The organism is Demequina sp. NBRC 110053 (assembly GCF_002090095.1).
Taxonomy (GTDB): domain Bacteria; phylum Actinomycetota; class Actinomycetes; order Actinomycetales; family Demequinaceae; genus Demequina.
This window is the reverse complement of the sequence record NZ_BBRJ01000002.1, coordinates 1,822,132-1,847,069: the sequence shown is the minus strand read 5'-3', so window position 1 is coordinate 1,847,069 and position 24,938 is coordinate 1,822,132. Positions and strand designations below refer to the sequence as shown.

Below are 24,938 nucleotides of genomic sequence, written 5' to 3'. Positions count from 1 at the left end.
TGCGACCGCTCGCCTCGTCGTCGAATGTCGCCCTCGGGATGGTTACCCTGGGAGGCGTGCTGCACCTGACATCGACCACCGAGCCAGAGCCCACCACCTCCCCCGGCCCTCCGGAGATCGACCCCGACGCGATCGTCGAGTGGTTCGACAACGTCTCCACCAACGCGATCGGGTTCGTGGTCGTGCTCGTGGTCGTCGTGATCCTGTGGTTCATCGGCAGGGCGATCATCAACGCGGTGACACGCGGCATCGAACGCGGCGCGCCCATCAAGGACGCGCGCACCCGTCGCGCGCTCGCGAAGGCGAAGATCAAGCTGCCCGCGGTCGACACCATCGACCAGCGCCTCGAGGACGAGCGGCGCCGCCAGCGCGCCGGCACGCTCCGCAAGGTCCTCAAGTCCTTCCTGGCCGTCTTCCTCATCGCGATCGTGATCGTGACCCTGCTCGCCACCCTCGGCGTGCCCATCGGGCCCATGCTCGCTTCCGCCGGAATCCTCGGCGTCGCGCTCGGCTTCGGTGCGCAGTCGCTCGTCAAGGACATCCTGTCCGGCATCTTCATGCTCATGGAGGACCAGTACGGCGTGGGCGACGTGGTCGACCTGGGCGAGGCGACCGGCTCCGTCGAGGAGGTGGGCCTGCGCTGCACCCGGCTGCGCTCGCTCGATGGCACCGTCTGGTACGTGCCCAATGGGCAGATCATGCGCGTGGGCAACATGACCCGCATGTGGAGCCGCGTCATGGTCGAGGTGCGGTTCGCGTACGACACGGACGTGGAGGCCGCCCGCCAGGCGATGATCGACGCCGTCGAGGCGGCCAAGGACGGCAGCGAGGACGTCGCCTCCGCTCTGCTGGGCGAGCCAGAGGTCGCGGGCATCGAGTCTCTGGAGTACAACGCGATCATGCTGCGCCTGCTGTGCCAGGTGAACCCGGCCGCCCAGTGGGACGTGCAGCGCGAGGTGCGTCGCGAGATGCGCCGCATCTTCGCCGACCGGGGCATCTCCCTCGCGGTGCCGGGCGAGGCGATGGTCTTCGACACCAAGCAGCCCAAGAACGCCGTGACCCTGCACGACTCCGACCGCCCCGACTCGGATCAGCAGCCGCGCAGCGCCGATGGGCGTCCCCTGCCGCCTCCGAACGATGCGGATGGCGACTGACGTGACCACGCCAGGCATGAGCATCGGCTCCGAGGCTCCGCAGGAGCACGGGCAGTCCTTCTTCGAGGCTGTGGGCGGACACGCGACCTTCGAGCGGATCGTGCGCCGCTTCTACAGCGGCGTCGCGGAGGACCCGGTGCTGCGACCGATGTATCCCGAGGAGGACCTGGAGGGGGCGATCGAGCGCCTCACCCTCTTCCTCGAGCAGTACTGGGGCGGCCCGACGACGTACTCCGACAACCGCGGCCACCCGCGCCTGCGCATGCGCCATGTCGCCTTCCACGTCAATCCCGACGCTCGCGACCGCTGGATCGAGCACATGAGGGACGCCGTCGCCGCCGCGGACCTGGCGCCCCTCCACGCCGTCACGCTCATGGACTACCTGGAGCGCGCCGCGCACTCGATGGTCAACACCTTCGAGCCCACCCCCGGCACCGAGGAGAGCTGATGGAGCATGTCGAGGACATCTGGGCGGACCAGGCGGTCGCGTCGGGGCTGGCGGTGCTGGATCTGCGCCGCCTGGACGAGACCCGCTTCGAAGGCGACTCGCTGCCGATGCCGAACGGCCGCGTCTACGGCGGCCAGGTGCTCGCGCAGTCGCTGCTCGCGGCGGGACTGACCGTCGACGAGGAGCGCCGCATGCACTCGATGCACGGCTACTTCCTGCGGCCGGGCGATGTCGCGAAGACCATCACGTTCGAGGTCGAGGTGCTGCGCGACGGCGGGTCGTTCTCCGCCCGGCGCACGCACGCGTTCCAGGACGGCAAGCCCATCCTGTCGATGATCGCGTCCTTCCAGCTCGACCAGGAGGGCGCCGAGCACCAGGTGACCATGCCGGAGGTTCCGGGGCCGGACGCCGTGGCATCGCCGATCGACCTGCTGGCTCCCCTCGAGGGCAATCCCCACGCCGACTACTGGCTCAAGCGCACGGCCTTCGACCTGCGTCCCGTCGAGGGGTCGGTGCTGTTCGAACCCGACCCTCGGCCCAAGCAGTACCAGACCACATGGGTGCGCACCCGTCGACCCGTCGAGGTGTCCGACCTCGTGCATCGTGCGCTGCTCGCGTACGCGTGCGACCAGGTGATGCTCGAGCCCCTGCTGCGACGCCATGGCGCGTCGTGGCGCACTCCGGGCCTGTCCTTCGCGAGCCTCGATCACGCCATGTGGTGGCATCGTCCCGCGCGTGCCGACGAGTGGCTGCTGTACGTCCAGGATGCGCCCACCGCCCAGGGCGGGCGAGGGCTCGGCGGCGCGTGGGTGTTCTCCGAGGACGGCCGCCTGGTCGCCTCGGCGTCGCAGGAGGGCATGGTGCGCCTGCCGCAGTAGCGGCCCATGCTCGACCTTTACCGAAACGTTACTCGAACCCTCAACTGAGCCGTCTACCAGCGCCGATGCGCGAGGAAGCGAGCGTGAAAGGCTCGGCTGAGCGCGCATCGGCTTGAATCACGGCGACGCCCGTTGATAGCGTCGACGAGCCGTTTCGGGGTTCGCGTCAGTCACGACCGAAGCGCCAATGACCAGCCCAGGCCTCGGCTGCACCCACCCCGGTGTGCGCCGGATGTCGAGCGCTGGCGGCGGCACCTGTCGCTGTCACGCGGGCCCGTGACTGCCGTCCGACGGCTGCGAGTCCCCTCGTCACTTCGAGGCCGCGAAGCAAGCCCCGCCTGACGCACGGGGGCTAGAGGATTCACGTGAACGACAGCATCGCCCTGCGAGCTGACGGCCTGTACAAGGTGTTCGGCAAGAACCCCTCCGGCGCCGTCAAGCGCCTGCGCGAGGGCGCCGCCCGAGACGACCTCGACGGCGCCACCGCCGCCGTGATCGACGCCTCCTTCGAGGTGCGCCGCGGCGAGATCTTCGTGGTCATGGGACTGTCCGGATCGGGCAAGTCCACGCTCATCCGCGCCCTCAACGGGCTCCAGCCAGCGACCGCAGGCTCCGTGTCCATCGGCGACCAGTCGATCACCGATGCGAGCCCTGCCGAGCTGCGCGAGATCCGGCGGGGGCGCGTGTCGATGGTGTTCCAGCACTTCGCGCTCCTGCCCCACCGCACCGTGATCGACAACGTCGCGTACGGGCTCGAGATCCAGGGCATGAGACGCGACGAGCGCATCGCGCGCGCCCTCAAGGTGACCGAGGTCGTCGGCCTCAAGGGCTGGGAGGAGAAGCACCCCTCCGAGCTCTCGGGCGGCATGCAGCAGCGCGTGGGACTCGCTCGCGCTCTCGCGGCCGACACCGAGGTGCTGCTCATGGACGAGGCCTTCTCCGCGCTCGACCCCTTGATCCGCCGCGAGATGCAGGACCAGCTGCTCGAGCTGCAGAGCGAGCTCGGCAAGACCATCATCTTCATCACCCATGACCTCAACGAGGCCATGTACATCGGCGACCGCATCGCGGTGATGCGCGACGGGCGCATCGTGCAGATCGGCGCCCCCGAGGACATCCTCACCAATCCCGCCAACGAGTACGTCGAGCAGTTCGTGCAGGACGTCGACCGCTCCAAGGTGCTGACCGCGGAGTCCGTCATGCGCGCCCCGCGCGCCGTGATCCGCGAGGACTCGGGCCCGCACGCCGCGCTCAAGGCCATGCGCGACAACGAGCTGTCCGCGCTGTACGTGACCAAGCGCGACCGGACCATCGTGGGCTGGGTGCGCGACCGCGACGTGCTCGACCTCGTGCGCAAGGGCGAGAAGTCGCTCGCCTCGGCGATCAAGACCGACCACGGGGCCGTGTCGAAGGACTCCGCTCTGGCCGACCTGTTCATCCCGTCGCTCGAGGCGGCGCTCGCGCTCGCCGTGACCGACGAGCGCGACCACCTGGTGGGCGTGATCCCCCGGGTGACGCTGCTCGCCGCCCTGGGCGGCGAGCCCGAGGCCGCGACGTCCGCGCTGCCGGTGACCGAGCCGCTGCCAGGCGAGGTGGTCGACAAGGCCCTCGGATCCGCCGCGGCGAAGGGAGGCGTGTGATGGACCTCCGTCTTCCCATCGGCGACTGGATCGCCGGCTTCTTCGACTGGCTCGAGGCGACCTTCTCGTGGTTCTTCGAGGCTCTGGGCGACATCTTCCTCGCGATGGTCGACGCCATCGTGTGGCTCTTCATCACGCCGCCGGTCTGGGCGGTGATCATCGTGGTCGCAGCCGCGGCCCTGCTCGCTCGCGGGTGGAAGTTCGCGATCGGTTCCGTCGTCGCGCTCGCCTTCATCGTGAGCGTGAACCAGTGGGACAACGCGGTCGACTCGCTCGCGCTGGTCCTCGTCGCCGCGTTCATCGCGGTCGCGCTCGCGGTGCCGCTCGGCATCTGGGCGGCGCGCAACGATGCGGTGTCCGCCGCGGTGAAGCCCGTCATGGACTTCCTGCAGACGCTGCCCGCCTTCGTCTACCTCATCCCCGCCATCGCGCTGTTCGGGGTCGGCATCGCTCCCGGCGTGGTCGCGACACTCGTGTTCGCGATCGCCCCAGGCGTGCGACTGACGGAGCTGGGCATCCGCGGGGTCGACAAGGAGGTGGTGGAGGCCGGCGAGGCCTTCGGCGCCACCCCGCGCCGCATCCTGCGCCAGATCCAGATCCCGCTCGCGATGCCGTCGATCATGGCCGGCGTCAACCAGATCATCATGCTCGCGCTGTCCATGGTCGTCATCGCCGGGTTCGTCGGCGCCGGCGGCCTCGGAGGCGACGTGGTGCGCGCCATCTCCGCGCTGGATGCGGAGCTCGGCTGGGAGGCCGGCCTGTCGGTCGTGGCGCTCGCGATCCTGCTGGACCGCTTCACGGCGGCCTTCGGCAAGGGCAGCGGCCTCTACGCCCGGTGGTCCAAGCGTCGCAGGCTGCAGCGCGAGGCCGACGAGCAGGCGCGCATCGACGCCGACGAGTACGCGGCCGCCGGCGCCCGCCGCGCTCCGTACTGAGCCCACCCCCGCACAACTCCAGACTTCGCGGCCTGCTGAGGGCTGCGGGCGCTCCGCCCGTTCCGAACGGCGGAGTGCTTCCCCGGCACGAGGAGACACCTCGAGCCGAGAAAGGAAGAACCATGTTCAAGCGTTCCGCCACCGCCTTCGCGGTGACCGCTGCCGCGGGCCTCGCGCTCGCCGGCTGCTCGTCCGCCGACGAGGAGCCCACCGACGGCGCCACCGACGGTGGCTCCGAGGAGACCACCGAGGCAGGCGGCGAGCTCACCCTGGCCGTCTTCAACGGCTGGGACGAGTCGCTCGCCAGCTCGCTCGTGTGGCAGCACGTCCTCGAGAACGAGGGCTACGACGTCACCCTCGAGTACGCGGACCCTGCGGTCGTGTTCCAGGGCGTCGCCGACGGCGACTACGACATCGTCACCGACGTCTGGCTGCCCGTGACGCACGAGGAGTACATCAACGAGTACGGCGACGACATGGAGGAGCTGGGCGCCTGGTTCGACAACGCCGCGCTCACCATCGCCGTGAACGCCGATGCCCCCGTGGACTCGCTCGAGGATCTTCCCGAGTACGTGGACGAGATGGGCGGCCGCATCGTCGGCATCGAGCCCGGCGCGGGACTCACCGGCGCCACCGAGCGCGCCATCGAGGCCTACGGACTGTCGGACTACGAGTTCATCACCTCGTCCACGCCCGCGATGCTGTCGGAGCTCGACTCCGCCACCTCTGCAGGCGAGAACATCATCGTGACGCTGTGGGAGCCGCACTGGGCCTATGGCGCGTACGACATCAAGAACCTCGAGGACCCGCAGGGGATCATGGGCGAGGCCGAGGAGATCGTCACCTACGGTCGCGCCGGCCTCTCCGAGGAGTTCCCCCAGGTCGCCGAGTGGTTCGGTGGCTTCACCATGGAGGCCGAGGCGCTGTACGACCTCGAGAACCAGCTGCGTGACGCCGACCAGGGCGACTACGAGCAGATCGTGGCCGACTGGGCCGCGGAGAACCAGGAGTGGGTGGACTCGCTCACCGCGTAACGCCTCTCCATGACGAACGCCGGTCGGTCCTGCGGGGCCGGCCGGCGTTCGTGCGTCCGGCCACGCGACACTCAGTTCCCCGCCCCCCTCGGGCTCGGATGAGGAGACCTGTGACGGTCCCGGACCCGCGCGGCGTGCTGTCAGGACGTCTCAGGACGAAGCGCACCAGGTGAGCGCCTGCAGTCATCCTGACCCCAGGGGGAGACGCACCAGGACCGGGTCAGGCACAGTAGCGATATGGAACACCTTCCCGACACCCTCGAGAGCCTCTTCGACGCCGAGCGCCGTCGTGATTGGAAGAGACTGCGGATGCTGTTGCATCCCGATGTGATCTGGACCGTCATCGACCGTGAAGAGTCGCGTGTTGTGGGCGCACAGGCCTACATTGACCGGCTCATGGCTGCATACCGCGACGGCGGAGCGAGCGACTTCGTCGTCAGCCACGTGCGGCGTGGCTCGGAAGGCCTGGTGGCCACCGAGCTCATCGACGAAGAGGGCCGAATCTCGGTCGATGTCTTCAAGATCGATGAGAGTGGCGTCCTTGTCCAGGAATGGGAGCACCTGCTCGGCAGAGCGTCCGGCTGACCGCCCACACGTAGAGCCCGAACCTGGGGCGACCGTGCGTGGTCTCGCTTCATCGCCTGCGGAAGTCGACCGGGTCGTCGAGGTGGGGGCGCCACGCGGCGCGCTCCGCCTCGGTCAGGCGCCGCGGACGCTGGGTCGCGGTGTCGATCAGGACGAGAGTCGTCGCGGCGCGCGCATAGACGGACGGAGGCTCCTCGCCCGCCGGCGAGCGGATCTCGTAGCAGATGTCGAGGCTCGCGCCGCCCATCGAGCCGATCCACAGCTGCACGTCGAGCGGCTCCCGGTGGAACGGGACGGGCGCGAGGTAGTCTATGCGCTGCGATGCGATCAGGGTCGTCGTCGCCGCGTCCGGTCCCGCCTCGACCACTGCCGTGCTCGGGGCGTCGGGACTGGAGCTCGCCCAGAACACCCGGATGCGCGCCTCCTCGAGCAGGCGCAGCAGCTGGACGTTGTTGACGTGGCCGTAAGCGTCGAGGTCGGACCAGCGGACGGTGACGGGGACGTGGATGCGGCTCATGGCGTCACGCTAGCGCGCGTGCGGTGCAGACCACCTCCGCGGGACGCCTCCTCAGCACCCGCGGCACGCGAGAGTCAGTCCCGGGTGAGCTTGCGGTACGTCACGCGGTGCGGCCGCGCGGCGTCCGCGCCCAGGCGCTCGACCTTGTTCTGCTCGTAGGCCTCGAAGTTGCCCTCGAACCAGTACCAGTTCGCAGGATTCTCCTCGGTGCCCTCGTAGGCGAGGATGTGCGTGGCGACACGGTCGAGGAACCACCGATCGTGGCTCACCACCACGGCGCACCCCGGGAACTCGAGCAGCGCGTTCTCGAGCGAGCCCAGCGTCTCGACGTCGAGGTCGTTGGTGGGCTCGTCCAGCAGCAGCACGTTGCCGCCCTCCTTGAGCGTGAGCGCGAGGTTGAGACGGTTGCGCTCGCCTCCCGACAGCACGCCGGCGGGCTTCTGCTGATCGGGTCCCTTGAACCCGAACGCCGAGATGTACGCGCGCGAGGGCATCTCGACCTTGCCGACATTGATGTAGTCCAGGCCGTCAGAGACGACCTCCCACAGCGACTTCTTGGGGTCGATCCCGCCGCGCGACTGGTCGACGTACGAGATCGAGACGGTCTCGCCCACCTTGAGGTCGCCACCGTCGAGCGGCTCGAGGCCCACGATGGTCTTGAACAGCGTGGTCTTGCCCACGCCGTTGGGGCCGATGACGCCGACGATGCCGTTGCGCGGCAGGGAGAAGGACAGCCCGTCGATGAGCGTGCGGTCGCCGAACCCCTTCTTCAGGTCCTTCGCCTCGATCACGACGTTGCCCAGGCGCGGGCCCGGCGGGATCTGGATCTCCTCGAAGTCGAGCTTCCTGGTCTTCTCCGCCTCGGCCGCCATCTCCTCGTAGCGCGCGAGGCGGGCCTTCGACTTGGTCTGACGGCCCTTGGCGTTGGAGCGCACCCACTCGAGCTCCTCCTTGAGACGCTTGGAGAGCTTCGCGTCCTTCTTGCCCTGGACCTGCAGGCGCTCCTGCTTCTTCTCGAGATAGGTCGAGTAGTTGCCCTCGTAGGGGTAGAGGCGTCCGCGGTCGACCTCGCAGATCCACTGCGCCACGTGGTCGAGGAAGTAGCGGTCGTGGGTGACCGCCATGACGGCGCCGGGGTACTTGGCGAGGTGCTGCTCGAGCCACAGCACCGACTCGGCATCGAGGTGGTTGGTGGGCTCGTCCAGCAGCAGCAGGTCGGGCTTCTCGAGCAGCAGCTTGCACAGCGCCACGCGGCGGCGCTCGCCGCCCGACAGGACCGAGACGTCGGCGTCGGCCGGCGGGCAGCGCAGAGCGTCCATCGCCTGCTCCAACTGGCTGTCGAGGTCCCAGGCATCCGCGTGGTCGAGCTCCTCCTGGAGCTGGCCCATCTCCGCGAGCAGCGCGTCGTAGTCCGCGTCGGGGTTGGCCATCTCCTCGGAGATCGCGTTGAAGCGGTCGAGCTTGCCCTTGATCTCCGCCACGCCCTCCTCGACGTTGCCGAGCACCGTCTTGTCCTCGTTGAGCGGAGGCTCCTGCAGCAGGATGCCGACGGTGTAGCCGGGGCTCAGGCGCGCCTCGCCGTTCGAGGGCTCCTCGAGACCCGCCATGATCTTCAGGATGGTCGACTTTCCCGCGCCGTTGGGTCCCACCACACCGATCTTCGCGCCGGGGTAGAACGCCATCGTCACGTCATCGAGGATGACCTTGTCGCCGTGCGCCTTGCGCGCCTTCTGCATCGTGTAGATGAACTCAGCCACTGCTGCTCCGTGAGGTCGAGGGGTGCGGCGCCGATGCGCCTGAACAGTTGTCCTCAAGCCTACGCGGTCGCAGGAGCCCGGCGCGGCGCGCCCCGAGCGTCCCGCACGCCGCAGAGGGGGTGCGGCGCGCGGGACGGGTCTCAGGCGAGGACGGCGGCGCGGTCGCCGTCCTCCGCGTCCTCGGCTCGGGGCTCGGCGTCAGCACCGTCCACCGCGTCCTGGTCCTCGTCCGCCTCCACGACTGCCGGATCCTCGTCCTCGCCGCGGCTCGTGGCGCTCGCGGATTCGACCTGGCGCGTGAACCGCGCCGTGCCCTTCGTCAGGTCGTGGCCCACCGCGCTCGCATCCAGCTGAAGCTCGGTGCGCTCCACGCCGTCGTTCGTGGTCCAGATGTTGCTGCGCAGCCGGCCGTGGACCACCACGGGCTGTCCCTTGTGGATCGACTCCCCCACGTTCTGGGAGCCGGCACGGAAGACGCGTATCGCCAGCCACTCGGTGTCGCCGTCCCTCCAGATCCCGTCGCCGTCGCGGTACCGGGGAGTGTGGCCCATGCGGAAGGCGCATACCTTGCCCTTGTTCTCGCCCAGGCTGTGCAGCACGGGATCGGTCGCGACCCACCCGGTCACGGTCACTGTCAGGTCGTTCATGTCTCCTCCTCGACTACCGCCGCTGTCTGCGACTGCCACTCAGCATCGAGCCGTGCACGGACCGCACGGGCTCGCCGTCGCGCGATCTGGGGACACGCTCGAGCCGCGCGCGTGCTGGGGACGACGGCGGCGCCGGCCCCGCGGACGGGACCGGCGCCGCCGGTGATGGGGAGAGCCGGGCGTCAAGCGCCGTCGGTGCTGGCGCGCCGCAGGAACGCCGCGATCGCGTCGCGGGTCACGGGCTGGAACGGCCGGAACGTGCCGTCCTCCCAACCCGTCGTGATGCCGGCCTCGACCATCCACGCGACCGCCGAGCGGTGCTCGACCGTGGCGGGGACATCCGTGAACGCCGCGAGCGCAGCGTCCTCGTCCTCAATCGACGGCTCGCCCGCCGCACGGTGGAGGAAGGCCGCGATCGCGTCGCGGGTGACCGGCTGGAAGGGCCGGAACGTGCCGTCCTCCCAACCCGTCGTGATGCCGGCCTCGGCCATCCACGCGATTGCGGTGTGGTGCTCGTTGAAGGATCCATCACGCGGATCCGCGGAGACATCGGCGAACGCCGCGAGTGCGGCATCCTCGTCCTCGACCGATGGCTCGCCCGCCGCACGGTAGAGAAACGCAGCGATGGCGTCACGCGTGGCGTGCGAGTAGGGCCGGAACGTGCCGTCCTCCCACCCGGTCGAGATGCCGCGCTCGGCCATCCACGCGATCGCCGCGTGGTGCTCGTTGAACAGCGGGGACGACTCGTCGCCGGAGACGTCGACGAACTCGCTGCTCGGGCTGGCCTGGATGGAGAACTCCACCGCGGCGGGCGCTCCGTCACGGGTGCCGATCGACTGCACCACCGACAGGCGGTGCGACCCGGGCGCAGCGATGGCCTCGTCGAAGTCGGCGGACCACGTGCCTCCCTCGTCGACCGTGGTCGTCGCGACCACGACGTCACCATTCGAGACCCGCACCTGCGCGCCTGCGTAGCCGGTGCCGTGGAGCGACGAGACCTTCGATCCCGGCGCCAGCTCCCCTGCCGGCGCATCGGTCAGGCTGAGGTTCGCGCCGCCAGCATCGATGTCAGGCCGCTGAATCAGGAACTCGCTCGGGTCGAGGGCATGATCGACGATGCGGGTCTCGCCCACGCAGCCGTTCCACCCGTTGCTCGCCTCGTCGTGGTTGAACACCGTGCCGAGGGCCCACGGGTACCCGTCATTGAAGGTCATGCCGTCGTGGTTCACCGCGTTGCGCAGCACCGGCACGCCGTCGACGTACATGATCGTGGTGTGCGCCTGCGGGTCGTTGACCGCCGCCACGTGGTACCAGTTGCCCGTCATGATCTCGCCTGACCAGAGCGACGTGGTTCCCCTCCAGGGCGTGCCCTGGGAGGTCGCCCACTGGAACTCGCGGAGGTTGGAGACGGAGAAGAAGGCCGGCCCCATCTCGTAGTCGTAGCGCTCCCACGAGATGGGCAGGGTCGAGCGGCGCCCCGTGCGCGTGAGCCATCCGCCCCACTGGTTGTCCTCGACGTTCCACTCATCCGCGAGGTACACGAACGACTCGATGGTGTAGCCATCCTCGAACGCGGCCTTCGTGACCGGCACCTCGTAGTCGGTGGTGATGTAGTTGGTCACCCCGGTGTTCCGGGAGGCATCCGCGAAGCAGACCGCGCCCTGGTCCGAGGAGAACGCGGAGACGTTGTCCCTCGAGATCGTCACCTGGTCGAGCTCGTCCGGCGCGTTGGTCTGGTCGAGCGGGAGCCGGTGCATCGGGTTGTCGCCGGTCTCGTCGGGGATCACGCCGCCCTCGGGAAGGATGCCGGTGTCCACCGCGCCGAAGCGCCAGTGCGCGAGCGTGCCGTCGACCTCGACATAGTCTGTGCGGTCGCCGGGAGCCTGAAGCGAGCCCGCGCCGTCTCCGCCCTCCCAGCCGTCGGACACGATCTCCTTCGCACGCTCGTTGAGCTCGCCAAAGGATCCGTCGCCGGGACCGAAGTCCGGCGCGAAGTCCGCGAAGCGGTCCTCGAAGTTCACGGCGAGCGTGAAGTCCGACTGCTCGCCCGTGAGGACGGGCGTGTCCGAGGGGGTGATCGCGCCCTCGTCCTTGACGGTGACCCAGGGCGAGATGGTCGCGAAGTCGATGACGCCCTCATCGAGGTCGAACTCCATCATGCCCATGATGCCGTTGCCGCCGTCGGCCGCCATCTGGCTGTCGAGCAGGAGCTGGTACACCTCGTGGCCGGCGTCGTTGATCACCGTGCGGCGCGTCTGGCCATGGAAGTGTCCGTTGAGCGTCACGAAGATCTGGTCGTTGGACCGGATCAGCTGGTCCCACAACTCCTGGCCGAACTCGGTGTCCGTCGCCTCGCCCGTGGACTTGTCGACGTCCACGATCGCGTGCGACGTGAGGATCGTGGGAAGGGTCGGATGAGCGTCGAGCACCTCCTGCGCCCACGCCCAGGTGCTCGCGGGTGCGTTCCATCCGAGCGCGAGCACCAGGAACTCCTGACCCTCCGCCTCGAAGACGTGCGCCGTGGAGTACCCGTTCTGGTGGGATGCGACCCAGGTCGCGCCGGCCTCGGCACGGCTCGACGGGAAGTGCGTCAGGTAGTTCGAGGCGTTCTGCTCGGACCCCCGCTGGCCCGGATTGGCGACGTCGTGGTTGCCGGGCAGGATCGAGAACGGTGCGTCACCTTCCTCGAGCGCCGAGATCGCGCGGTTGGCCGCGGCCCACTCTCCAGCCACCCATTCCTGGTCGACGACGTCCCCGAGGTGGAGCGTGAACGCCGTATTCAGCTCCTCGTCGTGCTCGACGATCCATCGCGTCTGCACCTCGAAGGGGTCGGTGCCGTACTTCGGCTCGAACTGGGCGGCCGAGTAGCGGGAGTAGAACTGCGTGTCCGGCAGCACGGCCACGGTGAACCGGGACGATCCGTCCTCGACGGTCGCCGCAGCGGGCTCGATCTCAGGCACGGCTTGGGTGACGGCGGGCGTCGCCGCGGCGACCCCGGTCATGAGCGCGCCGGTGATGCTGGCGGCCCAGACCCGCTGAGCGCGGGTGGAGGTGAAGCTGGTCATGTCGGTGCTCCTCAAGAGTGTGTCAGCGAGGGTGAACGGGTCAGCCGGCGAGCCCGGGACCCCACGCGCGCAGCTCGGACAGCTGCATCCACGTGGCGTCGCTCTTGTGCTCGATGAGGGCCCGCACGCCGGTCGCGAGGACCGGGTCGAAGGTCGTGTCGAGCGCGAGCCGTCCGCCCGAGTTGTCGACGGTGCCGGTCGACACGTCGACCCACCCGCCATGCACGTCCCGGTACTGGACGGTCACTGCGCCGATGTTGTCCGCGCCCGCGGGCTCGACCAGCTCGACGCGGTCGATCTGGGTGGGGGTGGGGAGGTAGAACGCCACCCAGTCGGGGCTGACGCGGTTCGCGGCGCCGCCGCTGCGCCAGTTGCCCCAGCCCTCGGCCTCGGTGTCGCCGTCCGTGAGCGCGACGGGATCGGTGCCGGACAGGCTCCAGCCGCGCACCTCAGCATCTGCGGCCGCGCCAGCAAGCACGGCCACGCGCGCCGGCTCGGAGATCGTCACGATGAGGGTGGCGGCGAAGCCCGTGCCCTCGGCTGCAGCCACCTCGAGCGAGCCCACCGAGTCCAGGTCCTGCTGGGTCACGCCAGACCAGTCCCACTCGACATCAGCGGTCACAGTCGCGGCGGAGCCGCTCACGGAGCGTTCGACGGTCGTGGGCGCCTGACCTCGCAGCTGGTGCAGCAGCACGCCCGCGTAGGTATTGAGCGAGACGGGGGCAGCGTCGCCGACGGTGCCGACCGTGAAGGTGGCCTCGACCACTACGTCCTCACCGAACATCCCCGTCCCCGCCCCGGTGAACGTGACCTCACCGTCGGCCTGCCAGGCCTCGGACTCGGGCGCGTCCCAGGCGATGTCGCTCACCTCGACGCTCGCGCCCCACCCGTACGAGCCGGCCACGGTGCCTGGAAGCTCCGGAGCATCCCCTGGGGCGACCACAGAGCCGATGCGTTCGACGCTCGCGGTGAGCGGATGGATGCGCCACGACTGATTGGTGCCGAAGTCGTTGTCGTCCCACACGCCCACGCGCGCTCCGTCGACGGTGCTCCAGTCGTAGAGGTCGAGTGCCTGCTCCACGCCGTCGAACGGAGCCGCGTTGACGATCTTGCTCGCGGTGCCGTTCGAGGTCACGGTCCAGGTAGCCAAGGGATCCGCGGACGCGGTCGCCACATCCTGATCGCGCACCTCAAGGTCGCGGGAGCCGTCGACGCGGGCGAGCACGTCGCCCTCGATGCTCGTGAGGACGTATGCGTTCTCGACGCCGGCCACGGGGTGCATCTGGACGGCCTGGTCCAGGATCTCCTCGGCGTCAGAAGGGATGCTGCGATTCTCGGCGGGCCAGGCGCCCGTCTCGGCATCGCGCCCCACGATCGTGATCGCCTTGCCCGGCGCGTGCACGCTCTCGAGCAGCACCGGGGCGGGGCCGTCGATCTGGTCGATGCTCGACACCTGCGCCGGGGCGGGCGCCGGAGTGTCCGCAGACCCTACGGCTGCGGTGATGCCCCACCCGGTGAGGGTGAGAGCGGCGGCGGCGACACCCGTGGTGCTCGCCAGGGCCTTGCTGATCTGCATGGGATACCTCGTCCAGTCTCGTGCGAGAGTCCGGCGAGGCTGGCGCCGACGCCGGAGCGCTCGCGCCATCACAAGCTGGTCGGTCCTTCGATCCGGGGGCTCCGGTGGGCCCGACCGTGAGGAACACTAAGCGCTTCGCCAAGGGTGGGCAACGGCTCGGGGAACGGACGGGTGAACGCGCCACGTGGAAGGTGAACAGCCTGATAGGTGCTATGAAAGAGGCCATCACGGCGGCTCCGATGACACGTCGATGAACGCGGTTACCAAAGGTTGTCGAGCCGTTCACCCGCTCTCACGCGCGTACGCGGGTCAGCGGCGTCCCAGCTCAGCCGCGCGCGCCGCAGCGACGGCGGCTCCCTCACGCAGCGCATCGGTCACGCCACCGTGCTCGAGCACCGCCAGCGCCGCGGCGGTGGACCCGCCGGGGCTGGTGACCTCCTCGCGCAGATCGCCAGCGTCGCGGCCCGTGGCCTGCAGGTACTCGACGGAACCCGCGACCATCTCGGGCACCAGCCGTGCCGCGCTCTCCGCACTCATGCCCTGCTCCGTGGCCGCGGCGATCAGCGCCTCGATCACGTAGTACACGTACGCCGGACCGGACCCCACGATCGCGGAGAAGCCGTCGATCAGCTCCTCGCGCATCGGCTCCACGATGCCGGTGGGCCTCAGGAGCGCGTGCACGCGCTCGGACGCACCTTCGGGGGCGCCGTCCGCCACGGCGACGGCCGTGATGCCGCGCCCCACCGACACCGGGGTGTTGGGCATGGTGCGCACCGCGACGGCGTGATCAGGCAGCGCCTGCGTGAGCGTCTCGAGCGTGACGCCGCCGGCGACGCTCAGCACGAGCGTACCCGGCGCGAGCGCGGGAGCGACCTCACCCGCGAGCCCCGCGATCGCGTGGGGCTTCACCCCCAGGATCACCGCGTCCGACCCGGCGACCGCCGCAAGGTTCGCGTGGGCGTCTTGCGCGATCGAGCGGTGCGACACGTGATCGAAGTCATCGGCCCACGCGGGCAGCGATGCACCGGTGGTGAGCCGGATCTCCTCAACGACGTCGCTCGCCGCGAGCGCTCGTCCCAGAGCGCCGGCCATGTTGCCGGCACCGAGGATGGCCAGGGTCCTGAACGGTCCATGCATGAGGTCTCCTGACGAACGTGAGGCACGGCCGATGCGCTAGTCGAGCTCCGTGAGCTCGTCGAGCGCGCGGTAGGCCTCGTGGATGGTCTCCGTGGGCTCGATGACCGCCGGTCGGAGCTCGGCCGCAACCGCCGTGCGCCCCACCTCGAGCGTGCGTTTGCGCGCCGCGTTCGAGGCCCGTCCGCGGGCGAGGACCGCCCGCCACCCCTGGGGGGGCGCCACGGTCGGCCAGTGCGCGTCCTCGAGCGCCTCGACGATGCGTCGCGCGAGCTCGGGCGCGGGCTCCACGGCGTCCGCGACCACTTGACGCCACGTGGGCGGGAGGCCCGAGGTGGCGGCATCGATCCAGTCGAGCCGCTCGCGCTCCACGGTCGCCACGGCCACCGTCCACTCCCCCGGCTCGTCCGCTCGAGCGCCGCGCGCCCACGCGGCGGCGGCCTCTGCCCTCGCGTCCACGCCGGCGGCGCGCGCGAGCGCGGCCACCAGCTCGTCAGGGCTCGGAAGGGACGGATCGGCGTCCTTGGCGAGAGCGCCGGCAAGCGCACGGCCGGCGCTCACGAGGTCGGCACGCACGGCCTCGGCGGCGACCGTCTGCGCGGACACGGCGCCCGCGAGCTCGGCGCGCAGGATGTCGAGGCCGTGGCCCGTCTTGGCGCTCACCGGCATGACGGGCACCTGCGTCATCCCGTCGACGGCGAGCAGGCGTTGGAGGTCTCGCGCCACCGCCCAGGCGTCCTCGGTCGACAGCCGGTCCACATGGTTGAGCACCACGAGCGATGGACGGTCGCGCTGCGAGGCGACGCGCAGGTAGAACTCGTGCAGAGCGTGGTCCGCGTACTTCTGCGGGTCGACCACCCACAGCAGCAGGTCCGCCATCGGCACGACCCTGTCGACCACGGCGCGGTTGCCGGCGTTGATGGAGTCGTGGTCGGGCAGGTCCAGCAGCACCATGCCTGACAGGTCCGCCTCGTCGTCACCGTCCAGCGGATCGAACTCCCTGGCCAGGCGCCTGTCGGCGCCGATCTCGAGCCAGTCGAGCAGCGCGTCGGCCCCGCCGCCCCACACCGCGGCACTGACCTCGGATGTGGTGGGTCGGGCGACGCCAGGAACCGCGAACTCGCGACCGACGATGGCGTTGAACAGGCTCGACTTGCCCGATCCCGTCCCTCCGGCGAGGGCGACCACCGTGAGGTCGACGCCCAATGCGAGACGTTCCTGGCAGCGGCCGATCGTGACCTCGACCAGGTCGCGCACCGATGCAGGGATCGCGTCTGACGCCCACTCCATCGAAGCTCGCAGGCGCTCCACTCGCTCTCGCAGCGCCGTGGTCTCGTCGCGCGGCGCGAGGTGCTCGAACTGGACGCTCACGTCTGCCCCCTCACAGCAGCCCCCGCAGCTCCGCGCGGCGCAGGCGCACCTTCGACGAGGCATCGGGCAGCAGGCTGGGGACGTCCGTGGGCTTCATGAGGTCGAGCGCCTCGCGATTGATGCAGTAGCGCCTGGCAGCCGTCAGCTCGGCCTGCGCGAGGTGGACGGCGTCGCCCAGCGTCGGGTTCACCAGCACCCCGAGCACCCCGCGAGCCTCGTCGACACCGAGCGCGGCGCACGCGAGCGCCACGGCGACGCCCTCCTCACCGATCATCTCAGCGCCGCGGGCCGCGCCAGGCAGGCTCATCGCATGCTCGGACACCTTCGCCAGCCACGCGCGGGTCGCGTCCGCCGCCCGCCGCTCGCGCACCACGCGGGCCTCGCGCGGGTCGCGCTGCGCCGCGAGCCATGCGCCGGGCGAGGCGTCGCCGTGCGTGAGGGCGGCGACCATGGCGTCCGATGCGCGTGCGGCGGCCGCGGACAGCGACGCCTCGACGGCCTCGAGGAGGTCGGCACGGACCTCGGACACGAAGGCGTCGCGAAGCTCTCGTGCGCTGCGTCGACGGGCCCAGTGCGAGTGACGGAGCTTGTGCATCGGCCCGCCCTCGGCGCGCGCGGCGCGCCAGCGCCCCTGCAGCGTCCCTGTCGCGATCTCCCTGTACCACTCGTCGCCGCCAGCATGCTCGGCCTGCGCCGCGCATCGGCGCACCTCAGCTCGCACCTCCTTGGCTGCGACGGCCTGATCGTCCATGCGTTCGGCGAGCGTCTCGAGCCACTCCTTGAGCGACTCGGTCGCACCATGCATGGTGCGCTCGACGATGGTCGATGCGGAGGCGGCCGCGACGCCGTCGAGCCACCGGCCGAGCCCGCCGACGACGTCCTGGGGAAGATGTGCTCCGCCCTCGGTGTCCTCGGGGATCACGAACAGCGGCAGCGTCTCGAGGTCCTCGGTGGTGAGACGCTCGACCAGCTCCCGACGCACCTGGGCGGCGACGTCCACGGTGACGCGATTGAGGACCATCGCGATCGAGGCGCCGCGCTCGGAGCCGCGCCGCAGCGCGTCCCACGGCACCGCGTCCCCATACCGCGCCGCCGTGGTCACGAAGATCCACAGGTCGGCCGCCTCGAGCAGTCGCTCGGCGATGTCGCGGTTCTCGCCGCGCACCGAGTCGAGGTCAGGCGAGTCGATGATCGCGAGGCCCCGTGGCACGGCCTCGGTGGAGATCACGGTCGCCTCGCGCGCGATCGTGCTCAGCACCTCAGCGTCGAGCGGGTGATGGAAGACGTGAGGGATCCTGGTGGTGGGCCGCAGCACGCCGGAGGCGGTCAGCTGCTCCCCCAGCAGGGCGTTCACCACCGTGGACTTGCCGGCGCCCGTGGAGCCGGCCACCACGACGATGGCGGGCGAGGCCTCCTCGCGCACGCGTGGGATCAGATGGTGGTCGAGCTGCTCGACCATGTGGGAGCGCATCCGCTCGGTGTCGTCGGCGTCGCCCAACGGGATGGGGAACTCGAGGTCCGCGACCACCGCGCGCGTCTCCACGAGCGCGTCGAGGAGCGCGCCGGGATGCGACCACGTCTTGATCGGCCGGATGGTCATCCCGAGCAGTCCTCCCGTCAGCGCGCGCGAAGACCTCCTTCGCCCCGCTCAGGCTACCGTGAGCGCGCCCTCCGCCGCCGCCACCGGCCGCGCCATCCCCGGCTTCTGCGAGGGAGGACGCCTGCGTCGGCACGCCGGCCGACGGCGCCGCACTACCCTGGTGTCGAGCGCCCTGGCGCCCGGCCCCCGTAGCTCAATGGATAGAGCAACGGCCTTCTAATCCGTAGGTTGCAGGTTCGAGTCCTGCCGGGGGCGCCGTCCGCCTGCCGCTCGCAGGTCACACGTCGTTCGCCCTGGTCGACCGCCGCACCACCAGCTCCGTCGGCAGCGGCGTGTCCTCGCTCAGGTCCTGGTGCTCCTCGAGCGCGACCAGCACCTTCTGCAGCATCATCCGGCCCAGCGCCTCGAAGTCCTGCCGGACGGTGGTGAGCGGCGGGAACAGGTACCCGGCCTCGGGGATGTCGTCGAAGCCCACGATCGAGACGTCCTCGGGGACGCTCAGCTCACGCTCGCGCAGGGCGGACAGCACGCCGATGGCCATCTGGTCGTTGGCCACGAACACGGCCCCTCCCGCGCCGAGGTCGAGGTCGAGACCGATCCGGTAGCCGGAGGCCGCGGACCAGTCGCCGTGGCGCGGCTCGGCGGCTTCGAGCCGATGCGCCGACAGCTCGTCCTTCCAGCCGCGCAGCCGTTCCGTCGCGTCGGGCGCGGTGGCCGGTCCGGCGAGGTGGACGATGCGGTCGTGGCCGAGCTCGACGAGATGGCGCACAGCGGCACGCGCGCCGCGGTACTGGTCGATCGACACCAGGTGGGGGCTGCGGCGCGCGGAGGCGGCCGCGGCCACGAGCGGGACGCCGAGGTCGAGTCCGCGGACGAACTCGAGAACGGTCGAGTCGGCGACGACCAGGACGATCGCGTCCACGCGCTGGCGCAGCAGCGCCTCGACGGCGGCGCGCACGGCCGCCGGATCGTCGGGAGCCGTGCTCACGGAGTCCACGGAGTAGCGCGCCGCACGTGCGGCGATGGTGAAGTGCATGGTGATGGACGTGGGGCCGTGGGCGGAGACGGACGGCGTGATGAGGCCGATCGTGCGCGTGCGGCGCGTCACCAGGGCGCGCGCTGCCGGCGACGGGCTGTACCGCAGCTGCGCGATCGCCTTCTCGACCCGCTCCTTGGTGGCGGGCCGGACGTTCGGCATGCCGTTGATGACGCGCGAGACGGTCTGATGGCTCACGCCGGCGAGCCTGGCGACATCGAAGATGTTCGCCGCCTTCGGGGGGGTGTCGCCGCGCTGCCTGTCGTCCGCCACGGTGCCGCCTCAGGCTTCCGGAAGATCGGGTCGGGCGACGAGCGCCATGAGCGAGTCCACGTCGAGGTCGGCGGATGCTGCGGTCTCGACGATGCGGCCGTCGCGCAGGATGGCGACGCGGTCGCCCACGCGGAGCACCTCCTCGAGCTCGGCGGAGATGAACACGACGGACAGCCCGTTGTCGGCCATCTCCCCCACCAGGTTCTGGATCTCGACCTTGGCGCCGACGTCGATGCCGCGGGTGGGCTCGTCGAGCACGAGCAGTCGTGGCGAGATGGCGAGCAGGCGGGCCAGCATGACCTTCTGCTGGTTACCACCCGAGAGGTGCCTCACCGGAGTGTCGATGTCCGCCGGCCTGATGTCCAGCGCCTCGACCCAGCTGAGCGCGAGCTCGCGAGCCCGCGCGGGGGCGATGCGGCGCAGCGCGCCCTTCTGCGCCTGCAGCGCGAGGGCGATGTTCTGGACGATCGACATCTCGCCCACGAGGCCCTCGGTGCGCCGATTCTCCGAGGAGTAGACGACGCCGAGCGACAGGGCTTTGCGGGGGCTGTCGAAGCGAGTGTCCCGCTGCTCGAGGCGGATGATTCCGGACGTGGGCCGGTCCACGCCCGTCAGGGCGCGCGCGAGAGCAGTGCGACCCGATCCCAGGAGCCCGGCGATGCCCAGCACCTCGCCCTCCGCGATGTCCACGTCCGCGCCTGCGATCCCGGCTGAGCTGACGCCCCGCGCGCTGAGGAAGGCCTCCTGCTCCTCGGGTGCGGCCTCGATCCGCTCGCGCGCCTTGAAGAAGGACACCTCTCGTCCGAGCATCTTCTGGACGAGGTCGATCCGCAGCAGCTCCGTGGTGAGGTACTCGCCCACGAGCCGGCCGTCGCGCAGGACGGTGATGCGGTCGCAGATCTCGTAGACCTGATCGAGGAAGTGGCTGACGAACAGGATCGCGACGCCGCGCTGCTTGAGCTCGCGGATGACGCGGAACAGCTCGGCGACCTCGTCGAGATCGAGGCTCGACGTGGGCTCGTCGAGCACGAGGACCTTGACATCCGTCGAGATCGCGCGCGCGATCGCGACCAGTTGCTGAATCGCGAGGGAGTGGATGCCCAGCGGGGACGCAGGGTCGATCGCGAGCCCGAGGTCGGCGAGGATCTCGGCGGCCCGCTCGCGCATGGTGCGGTGAGCGATGAGTCCGAGCCGGCGCGGCTCGCGACCGAGCAGGACGTTCTCCGCGACCGACAGGTTGGGAAGAAGGTCGATCTCCTGATACACCGTCGAGACGCCGGCGTCCTGCGCGTCGTGAGGCGAGGCGAAGGTCACTCGATCGCCGGCTATGGTGAGAGTGCCGGCGTCCGGCGCCAGGACTCCGGTGATCGCCTTGATGAGCGTGGACTTTCCCGCGCCGTTCTCGCCCATGAGCGAGTGCACCTCGCCGGCGAACATCCGGAAGTCAACGCCGTCGAGCGCGACCGTGGCGCCAAAACGCACGGTCGCGTCGGTGAGCTCCACGAGCGGCCGCGCCTCGTCCACGCCGCCATGATGGCACGGACGAGGCGCGTCGTGATTCCCCCGGCCCGGGGAGGTCAGATCAGCTCCCGCGTTCCGACCGCGCGACGATGGCCCTCTGGACGACGATGAACAGCAGCAGCAGCGCGCCCACGATGATGTGGGTCCACGACTGCTCGGCTCCCATGAACGAGATGATCGTCTTGATGGTGCCGTACACGAACACGCCGATCATCGATCCCAGCACGTACCCGCGGCCACCCGTGAGGAGGGTACCGCCGATCACGACGGCCGCGATCACATCGAGCTCCGTGCCGATGCCGTTGCGGGGGTAGCCGGCGCCGGAGTAGGCGGTCAGCACTAGTCCGGCGAGGCCGCCGCACAGTCCCGAGATGACGTAGACCATCACCTTGGCGCGAGCCACCTTGAGGCCCATGAGCCGCGCCGACTGCTCCGAGCCGCCCACCGCGTAAACCGTGCGTCCGAACCTGGTCTTGTGCATGACGACGGCGCCGACGACGACGGTGAGGATCGCGATGATGCCCGTGGGCGTCACGTACCAGTCACCGAGTCTGATGCGCGTCGACTGCAGCCACAGGAGGGACGTGTCCTCAACACGGATCGACGCGAGCGACACCACGAACGCGAGGCCGCGGGCGAGGAACAGGCCCGCGAGCGAGGCGATGAACGGCTGCACGTCGAAGTGCTGCACGAGCACGCCGATCAGCAGGCCGATCAAGGCGCCTGCGACGAGCATCGCGGGGACGACGATCCATGCCGGGACTCCGCTCGCGAGGAGGCTCGCCCCGAAGATTCCCGTGAACGCCATGACAGAGCCGACGGACAGGTCGATGCCGGCCGTCACGATCACGAAGGTCATGCCGACGGCGAGGATCATCAGGTACGCGTTGTCGAGCAGCAGCGCGGACATGTTCCGCGGGGTCAGGAAGTTGCCGAAGTACAGCTCGGCTCCCACCAGCAGGCAGATCAGGATCGCGACGGCCGCGAACGTCGGCAGGACGGACGCGTGCCTAGACGTGAAGGTCGAGATCTTCGCGACCACTCCAGGGGTGGTGTCGGGACGGGATTCCACGGCGGTCATCGAACGACCTCCTTCTGCTTCTCGGGCGTCGCGACGGGCGGCATCTTGCCGTCACCCCCGGAAGAGCCGAACCGGCTACCGAGCAACCGACCCCACCGGTGCACTCGCGGGGACTGGACGAGGACCACGATCACGACGACCACGGCGAAGAACACCGGCGACTGCGCGGGAGGCACGCCGAGGAAAAGGATGGTCGACTCGAGCGCCTGCACGGTGAGCACGCCGATCACCGTGCCGGCGATCGAGAACTTGCCGCCCATGAGCGATGTTCCACCCAGGACGACCGCGAGGATCGCGTACAACTCGATGAGGTAGCCGGCGGCATTGGCGTCGGCCGCCTTGATGTTCGCCGCGTAGATCACGCCGGCGATGCCCGCGAGGACGCCGGACAGAATGTACGCCGTCCAGATGATGCCGCGCGAGCGCACTCCGGCCAGACGCGAGGCCTCGGGGTTGATGCCGACGGCCTCCGTGAGCATGCCGAGCGCGGTGCGCCGCTCGACGAGCCCGACGACGACGACGGCGGCCAACCACACGAAGAACGCGAACGGCAGGATCAGCAGGTATCCCGAGGCGATGTACGACAGCGGCGACGAGTTCACGGTGGTGATAAAGCCGTCCGTGATCAGCAGCGCCGCTCCCCTGCCCGCAAGCATGAGTACGAGCGTCGCGATGATCGGTTGGATGCCGAGCACCGAGACGAGGAGCCCGTTCCAGGCGCCGAGCACGAGGGCCACGAGGACGGCGATGCCAATCGCCAGCATGACGGTACCCCAGCTGTTCGCGTCGCCCGCACCGTCGATGATGGTGAGCGCGACGGCGCCGGAGACGGCCATGATCGCGCCCACCGACAGGTCGATGCCGCGCGTTGCGATGACGATGGTCATGCCGAGCGCGACCAGCATGAGGGGAGCGCTCTGTCGCAGGATGTCGATCAAGGCTCCGTACAGCTGTCCATCACGCAGCGAGATGCGCGCGAAGCTCGGATTGGCGATCATGTTGACGGCCAGGAGCGTCACCAGGGCGGCCGCCGGCCAGAAGAGCCGATGCTTGAGCAGCGTCATCGGGACACGCTCCCTTCCTCAGCGTGGGCGATGTAATCGATGAGGCCGTCGAGGTCGACGGCGCTGGAGTCGAGCTCGCCCACGCGCCGGCGGTCGCGCATGACGACCACGCGCTGAGCGATGCGCAGCACCTCTTCGAGCTCGGATGAGATGAAGATCACGGACAGCCCCTTCGCGGACAGCTCGGCCACCTTGCGCTGGATGTCCGCCTTGGCGCCGACGTCGATGCCGCGGGTGGGCTCGTCCAGGATCAGCAGCTCGGGCTGCGTCGCGAGCCAGCGTGCGATCAGGACCTTCTGCTGGTTGCCGCCCGACAGGTTGCCGATGGGCACGTCGGGATCGGCGGGCCGGACCCCGAGCGCGTCCATGTACTCGCCGACGATCTGGTCGCGTTCGGCCTTCGGGACGGGCTTCAGCCATCCGCGCTGAGCTTGGAGGCCGAGGATCATGTTCTCGGCGACGGTCAGGTCGGCCACCACGCCCTCGGCACGACGGTTCTCGGAGGACAGCGCCATCCGGTGGGCCATGGCCTGGCGGGGAGAGTGGATCTTGGCGGCCTGGCCGTCGATCTCGATGGTCCCGCTGTCCGCGCGGTCTGCACCGTAGAGCAGGCGGACCAGCTCGGTGCGTCCGGAGCCGAGGAGTCCGGCGATGCCCACGACCTCGCCCTCGAACGCGTCGATGTCCGCAGGATCCAGCACGCCCTTGCGCCCGAGGCCGCGCGCGCGCAGCACGGGGTCGCCCGACCGGTCGATCTCGCGGTCGGCAACGCTCGACAGAGCGGCCAGGTCGCTCAGCTCACGGCCGATCATCTCGGTGACGAGCGCGTCTCGCGGAAGGTCCTCCACCAGGTGCTCACCCACGAGCGCGCCGTTGCGCAGCACCGTGATGCGATCGGAGATCTCGTAGACCTGGTCGAGGAAGTGGCTGACGAACAGGATGGCGACGCCCTTGTCCTTGAGGTCGCGGATCACGGCGAACAGCTGCTCGACCTCGCCGCGGTCGAGGCTCGACGTGGGCTCGTCGAGGATCAGGACCTTGGCGTCCAGCACCATGGCGCGGGCGATGGCCACCAACTGCTGGATCGCGATCGAGTGGCTCTGGAGCGAGGAGCGCGTGTCGAGGTCGAGTCCCAGGCTCGTGAGGTGACCTCTGGCGGCCTCATGGACGCCCTTCCAATCGATGCCGAAGGTGCCGCTCGGCTCGTGGCCGAGCATGACGTTCTCGCCCACCGACAGGTTGGTGCAGAGGTTGACCTCCTGGTAGACCGTGGAGATCCCGGCCTGCTGTGCATCGGCGGTGCTCTCGAAGCTGCGGCGCTCGCCGGCGATGGAGATGGTGCCGGAGTCGATCGTGTAGACGCCCGTCAGCGCCTTGATGAGCGTGGACTTGCCCGCGCCATTCTCACCCATGAGCGAGTGCACCTCGCCCGGTCGCAGGAAGAAGTCGACGCCGTCGAGCGCGAGCACGCCAGGGAAGGCGATGGTGATCCCTCGCATCTCGACGAGGGCTGGGACATCAGTGTCCGTGGTCATTCGTGGAGCCGTCTTTCGGTTCGAGGTGGACCGTCCGCCGAGGGCGCGATCGCGAGACCGCACCCTCGGCGAACGGGTGATCCGCTG

At 69.8% G+C, this 24,938-nt stretch carries 20 protein-coding genes and 1 tRNA gene; 8 read left to right on the top strand and 13 right to left on the bottom strand.

Annotated features, from left to right (window positions below; translation table 11 throughout):
- Positions 1-56 precede the first annotated feature (56 nt).
- The 7 genes from B7K22_RS08675 to B7K22_RS08645 all read left to right on the top strand — a co-directional run bounded on the left by B7K22_RS08675 (position 57) and on the right by B7K22_RS08645 (position 6,674).
- On the top strand, positions 57-1,154 hold the full coding sequence (locus B7K22_RS08675; RefSeq protein WP_159448818.1) for a mechanosensitive ion channel family protein: 1,098 nt from the start codon (positions 57-59) through the stop codon (positions 1,152-1,154).
- A 16-nt stretch (positions 1,155-1,170) separates the two neighbouring features.
- Positions 1,171-1,602, top strand: coding sequence for a globin (locus tag B7K22_RS08670; protein ID WP_084039923.1), 432 nt, complete (start codon positions 1,171-1,173; stop codon positions 1,600-1,602).
- Positions 1,602-2,480, top strand: a complete 879-nt coding sequence (locus tag B7K22_RS08665) for an acyl-CoA thioesterase II (RefSeq protein ID WP_084039511.1) — start codon at positions 1,602-1,604, stop codon at positions 2,478-2,480. The genes B7K22_RS08670 and B7K22_RS08665 overlap by 1 nt, the downstream gene beginning before the upstream one ends.
- A gap of 365 nt (positions 2,481-2,845) precedes the next feature.
- On the top strand, positions 2,846-4,120 hold the full coding sequence (locus tag B7K22_RS08660) for a glycine betaine/L-proline ABC transporter ATP-binding protein (protein WP_084039510.1): 1,275 nt from the start codon (positions 2,846-2,848) through the stop codon (positions 4,118-4,120).
- Positions 4,120-5,055 (top strand): proline/glycine betaine ABC transporter permease, encoded by a 936-nt coding sequence (locus B7K22_RS08655; RefSeq protein ID WP_144276316.1) that lies wholly within the window; start codon positions 4,120-4,122, stop codon positions 5,053-5,055. The genes B7K22_RS08660 and B7K22_RS08655 overlap by 1 nt, the downstream gene beginning before the upstream one ends.
- A 122-nt stretch (positions 5,056-5,177) precedes the next feature.
- Positions 5,178-6,089 (top strand): glycine betaine ABC transporter substrate-binding protein, encoded by a 912-nt coding sequence (locus tag B7K22_RS08650; protein ID WP_084039508.1) that lies wholly within the window; start codon positions 5,178-5,180, stop codon positions 6,087-6,089.
- 237 nt (positions 6,090-6,326) lie between these two features.
- Positions 6,327-6,674 (top strand): DUF4440 domain-containing protein, encoded by a 348-nt coding sequence (locus tag B7K22_RS08645; RefSeq protein WP_084039507.1) that lies wholly within the window; start codon positions 6,327-6,329, stop codon positions 6,672-6,674.
- Positions 6,675-6,723: 49 nt separating this feature from the next.
- On the opposite strand, the gene B7K22_RS08640 is transcribed toward B7K22_RS08645, so the two are convergent.
- From B7K22_RS08640 to B7K22_RS08610, 8 genes are all read right to left on the bottom strand, one after another.
- Complete coding sequence (locus B7K22_RS08640) at positions 6,724-7,191, bottom strand: thioesterase family protein (RefSeq protein WP_084039506.1); 468 nt, start codon at positions 7,189-7,191, stop codon at positions 6,724-6,726.
- A 74-nt stretch (positions 7,192-7,265) separates the two neighbouring features.
- Positions 7,266-8,948 carry an energy-dependent translational throttle protein EttA gene (gene ettA / locus B7K22_RS08635; RefSeq protein ID WP_084039505.1) on the bottom strand — a complete coding sequence of 561 codons (1,683 nt, stop codon included), beginning with the start codon at positions 8,946-8,948 and terminating at the stop codon, positions 7,266-7,268.
- 140 nt (positions 8,949-9,088) lie between these two features.
- Positions 9,089-9,595: a single-stranded DNA-binding protein gene (locus B7K22_RS08630; protein WP_084039504.1), complete on the bottom strand. Its 507-nt coding sequence runs from the start codon at positions 9,593-9,595 to the stop codon at positions 9,089-9,091.
- A 182-nt stretch (positions 9,596-9,777) separates the two neighbouring features.
- On the bottom strand, positions 9,778-12,660 hold the full coding sequence (locus B7K22_RS08625) for an S-layer homology domain-containing protein (protein WP_159448817.1): 2,883 nt from the start codon (positions 12,658-12,660) through the stop codon (positions 9,778-9,780).
- Positions 12,661-12,700: 40 nt separating this feature from the next.
- Positions 12,701-14,236, bottom strand: a complete 1,536-nt coding sequence (locus B7K22_RS12105) for an RICIN domain-containing protein (RefSeq protein ID WP_159448816.1) — start codon at positions 14,234-14,236, stop codon at positions 12,701-12,703.
- A gap of 309 nt (positions 14,237-14,545) precedes the next feature.
- Positions 14,546-15,373, bottom strand: a complete 828-nt coding sequence (gene proC / locus B7K22_RS08620) for a pyrroline-5-carboxylate reductase (RefSeq protein WP_084039502.1) — start codon at positions 15,371-15,373, stop codon at positions 14,546-14,548.
- Between the two features lie 36 nt (positions 15,374-15,409).
- Positions 15,410-16,741 (bottom strand): GTPase, encoded by a 1,332-nt coding sequence (locus tag B7K22_RS08615; protein WP_159448815.1) that lies wholly within the window; start codon positions 16,739-16,741, stop codon positions 15,410-15,412.
- Between the two features lie 10 nt (positions 16,742-16,751).
- Positions 16,752-18,341 carry a dynamin family protein gene (locus B7K22_RS08610; protein WP_084039500.1) on the bottom strand — a complete coding sequence of 530 codons (1,590 nt, stop codon included), beginning with the start codon at positions 18,339-18,341 and terminating at the stop codon, positions 16,752-16,754.
- A 182-nt stretch (positions 18,342-18,523) separates the two neighbouring features.
- On the opposite strand from B7K22_RS08610, the gene B7K22_RS08605 reads away from it, so the two are divergent.
- A tRNA-Arg gene (locus B7K22_RS08605) sits at positions 18,524-18,596 on the top strand.
- A 22-nt stretch (positions 18,597-18,618) separates the two neighbouring features.
- Here the strand turns inward: B7K22_RS08605 and B7K22_RS08600 are convergent.
- From B7K22_RS08600 to B7K22_RS08580, 5 genes are read right to left on the bottom strand one after another with little or no spacing between them, the layout of a single operon-like run.
- The gene (locus B7K22_RS08600) at positions 18,619-19,650 is read right to left on the bottom strand and encodes a LacI family DNA-binding transcriptional regulator (protein ID WP_084039499.1); all 1,032 of its coding nucleotides are present in this window, start codon (positions 19,648-19,650) and stop codon (positions 18,619-18,621) included.
- Between the two features lie 9 nt (positions 19,651-19,659).
- A complete protein-coding gene (locus B7K22_RS08595) occupies positions 19,660-21,174 on the bottom strand; it encodes a sugar ABC transporter ATP-binding protein (RefSeq protein WP_084039498.1) in 1,515 nt (504 codons plus the stop codon).
- A 58-nt stretch (positions 21,175-21,232) separates the two neighbouring features.
- Positions 21,233-22,252: a sugar ABC transporter permease YjfF gene (locus B7K22_RS08590; RefSeq protein WP_084039497.1), complete on the bottom strand. Its 1,020-nt coding sequence runs from the start codon at positions 22,250-22,252 to the stop codon at positions 21,233-21,235.
- A complete protein-coding gene (locus B7K22_RS08585) occupies positions 22,249-23,316 on the bottom strand; it encodes an ABC transporter permease (RefSeq protein ID WP_084039496.1) in 1,068 nt (355 codons plus the stop codon). Before B7K22_RS08585 ends, B7K22_RS08590 begins: the two co-directional genes overlap by 4 nt.
- Complete coding sequence (locus tag B7K22_RS08580; protein ID WP_084039495.1) at positions 23,313-24,851, bottom strand: sugar ABC transporter ATP-binding protein; 1,539 nt, start codon at positions 24,849-24,851, stop codon at positions 23,313-23,315. Before B7K22_RS08580 ends, B7K22_RS08585 begins: the two co-directional genes overlap by 4 nt.
- Positions 24,852-24,938: the final 87 nt, after the last annotated feature.

Coding starts and splice junctions, on each gene's coding strand:
- B7K22_RS08670 (WP_084039923.1), top strand. CDS start 1,171: ATGAGCATCGGCTCCGAGGCTCCGCAGGAGCACGGGCAGTCCTTCTTC.
- B7K22_RS08665 (WP_084039511.1), top strand. CDS start 1,602: ATGGAGCATGTCGAGGACATCTGGGCGGACCAGGCGGTCGCGTCGGGG.
- B7K22_RS08655 (WP_144276316.1), top strand. CDS start 4,120: ATGGACCTCCGTCTTCCCATCGGCGACTGGATCGCCGGCTTCTTCGAC.
- B7K22_RS08650 (WP_084039508.1), top strand. CDS start 5,178: ATGTTCAAGCGTTCCGCCACCGCCTTCGCGGTGACCGCTGCCGCGGGC.
- B7K22_RS08645 (WP_084039507.1), top strand. CDS start 6,327: ATGGAACACCTTCCCGACACCCTCGAGAGCCTCTTCGACGCCGAGCGC.
- B7K22_RS08640 (WP_084039506.1), bottom strand. CDS start 7,191: ATGAGCCGCATCCACGTCCCCGTCACCGTCCGCTGGTCCGACCTCGAC.
- B7K22_RS08630 (WP_084039504.1), bottom strand. CDS start 9,595: ATGAACGACCTGACAGTGACCGTGACCGGGTGGGTCGCGACCGATCCC.
- B7K22_RS08625 (WP_159448817.1), bottom strand. CDS start 12,660: ATGACCAGCTTCACCTCCACCCGCGCTCAGCGGGTCTGGGCCGCCAGC.
- B7K22_RS12105 (WP_159448816.1), bottom strand. CDS start 14,236: ATGCAGATCAGCAAGGCCCTGGCGAGCACCACGGGTGTCGCCGCCGCC.
- proC (WP_084039502.1), bottom strand. CDS start 15,373: ATGCATGGACCGTTCAGGACCCTGGCCATCCTCGGTGCCGGCAACATG.
- B7K22_RS08610 (WP_084039500.1), bottom strand. CDS start 18,341: ATGACCATCCGGCCGATCAAGACGTGGTCGCATCCCGGCGCGCTCCTC.
- B7K22_RS08590 (WP_084039497.1), bottom strand. CDS start 22,252: ATGACCGCCGTGGAATCCCGTCCCGACACCACCCCTGGAGTGGTCGCG.
- B7K22_RS08585 (WP_084039496.1), bottom strand. CDS start 23,316: ATGACGCTGCTCAAGCATCGGCTCTTCTGGCCGGCGGCCGCCCTGGTG.
- B7K22_RS08580 (WP_084039495.1), bottom strand. CDS start 24,851: ATGACCACGGACACTGATGTCCCAGCCCTCGTCGAGATGCGAGGGATC.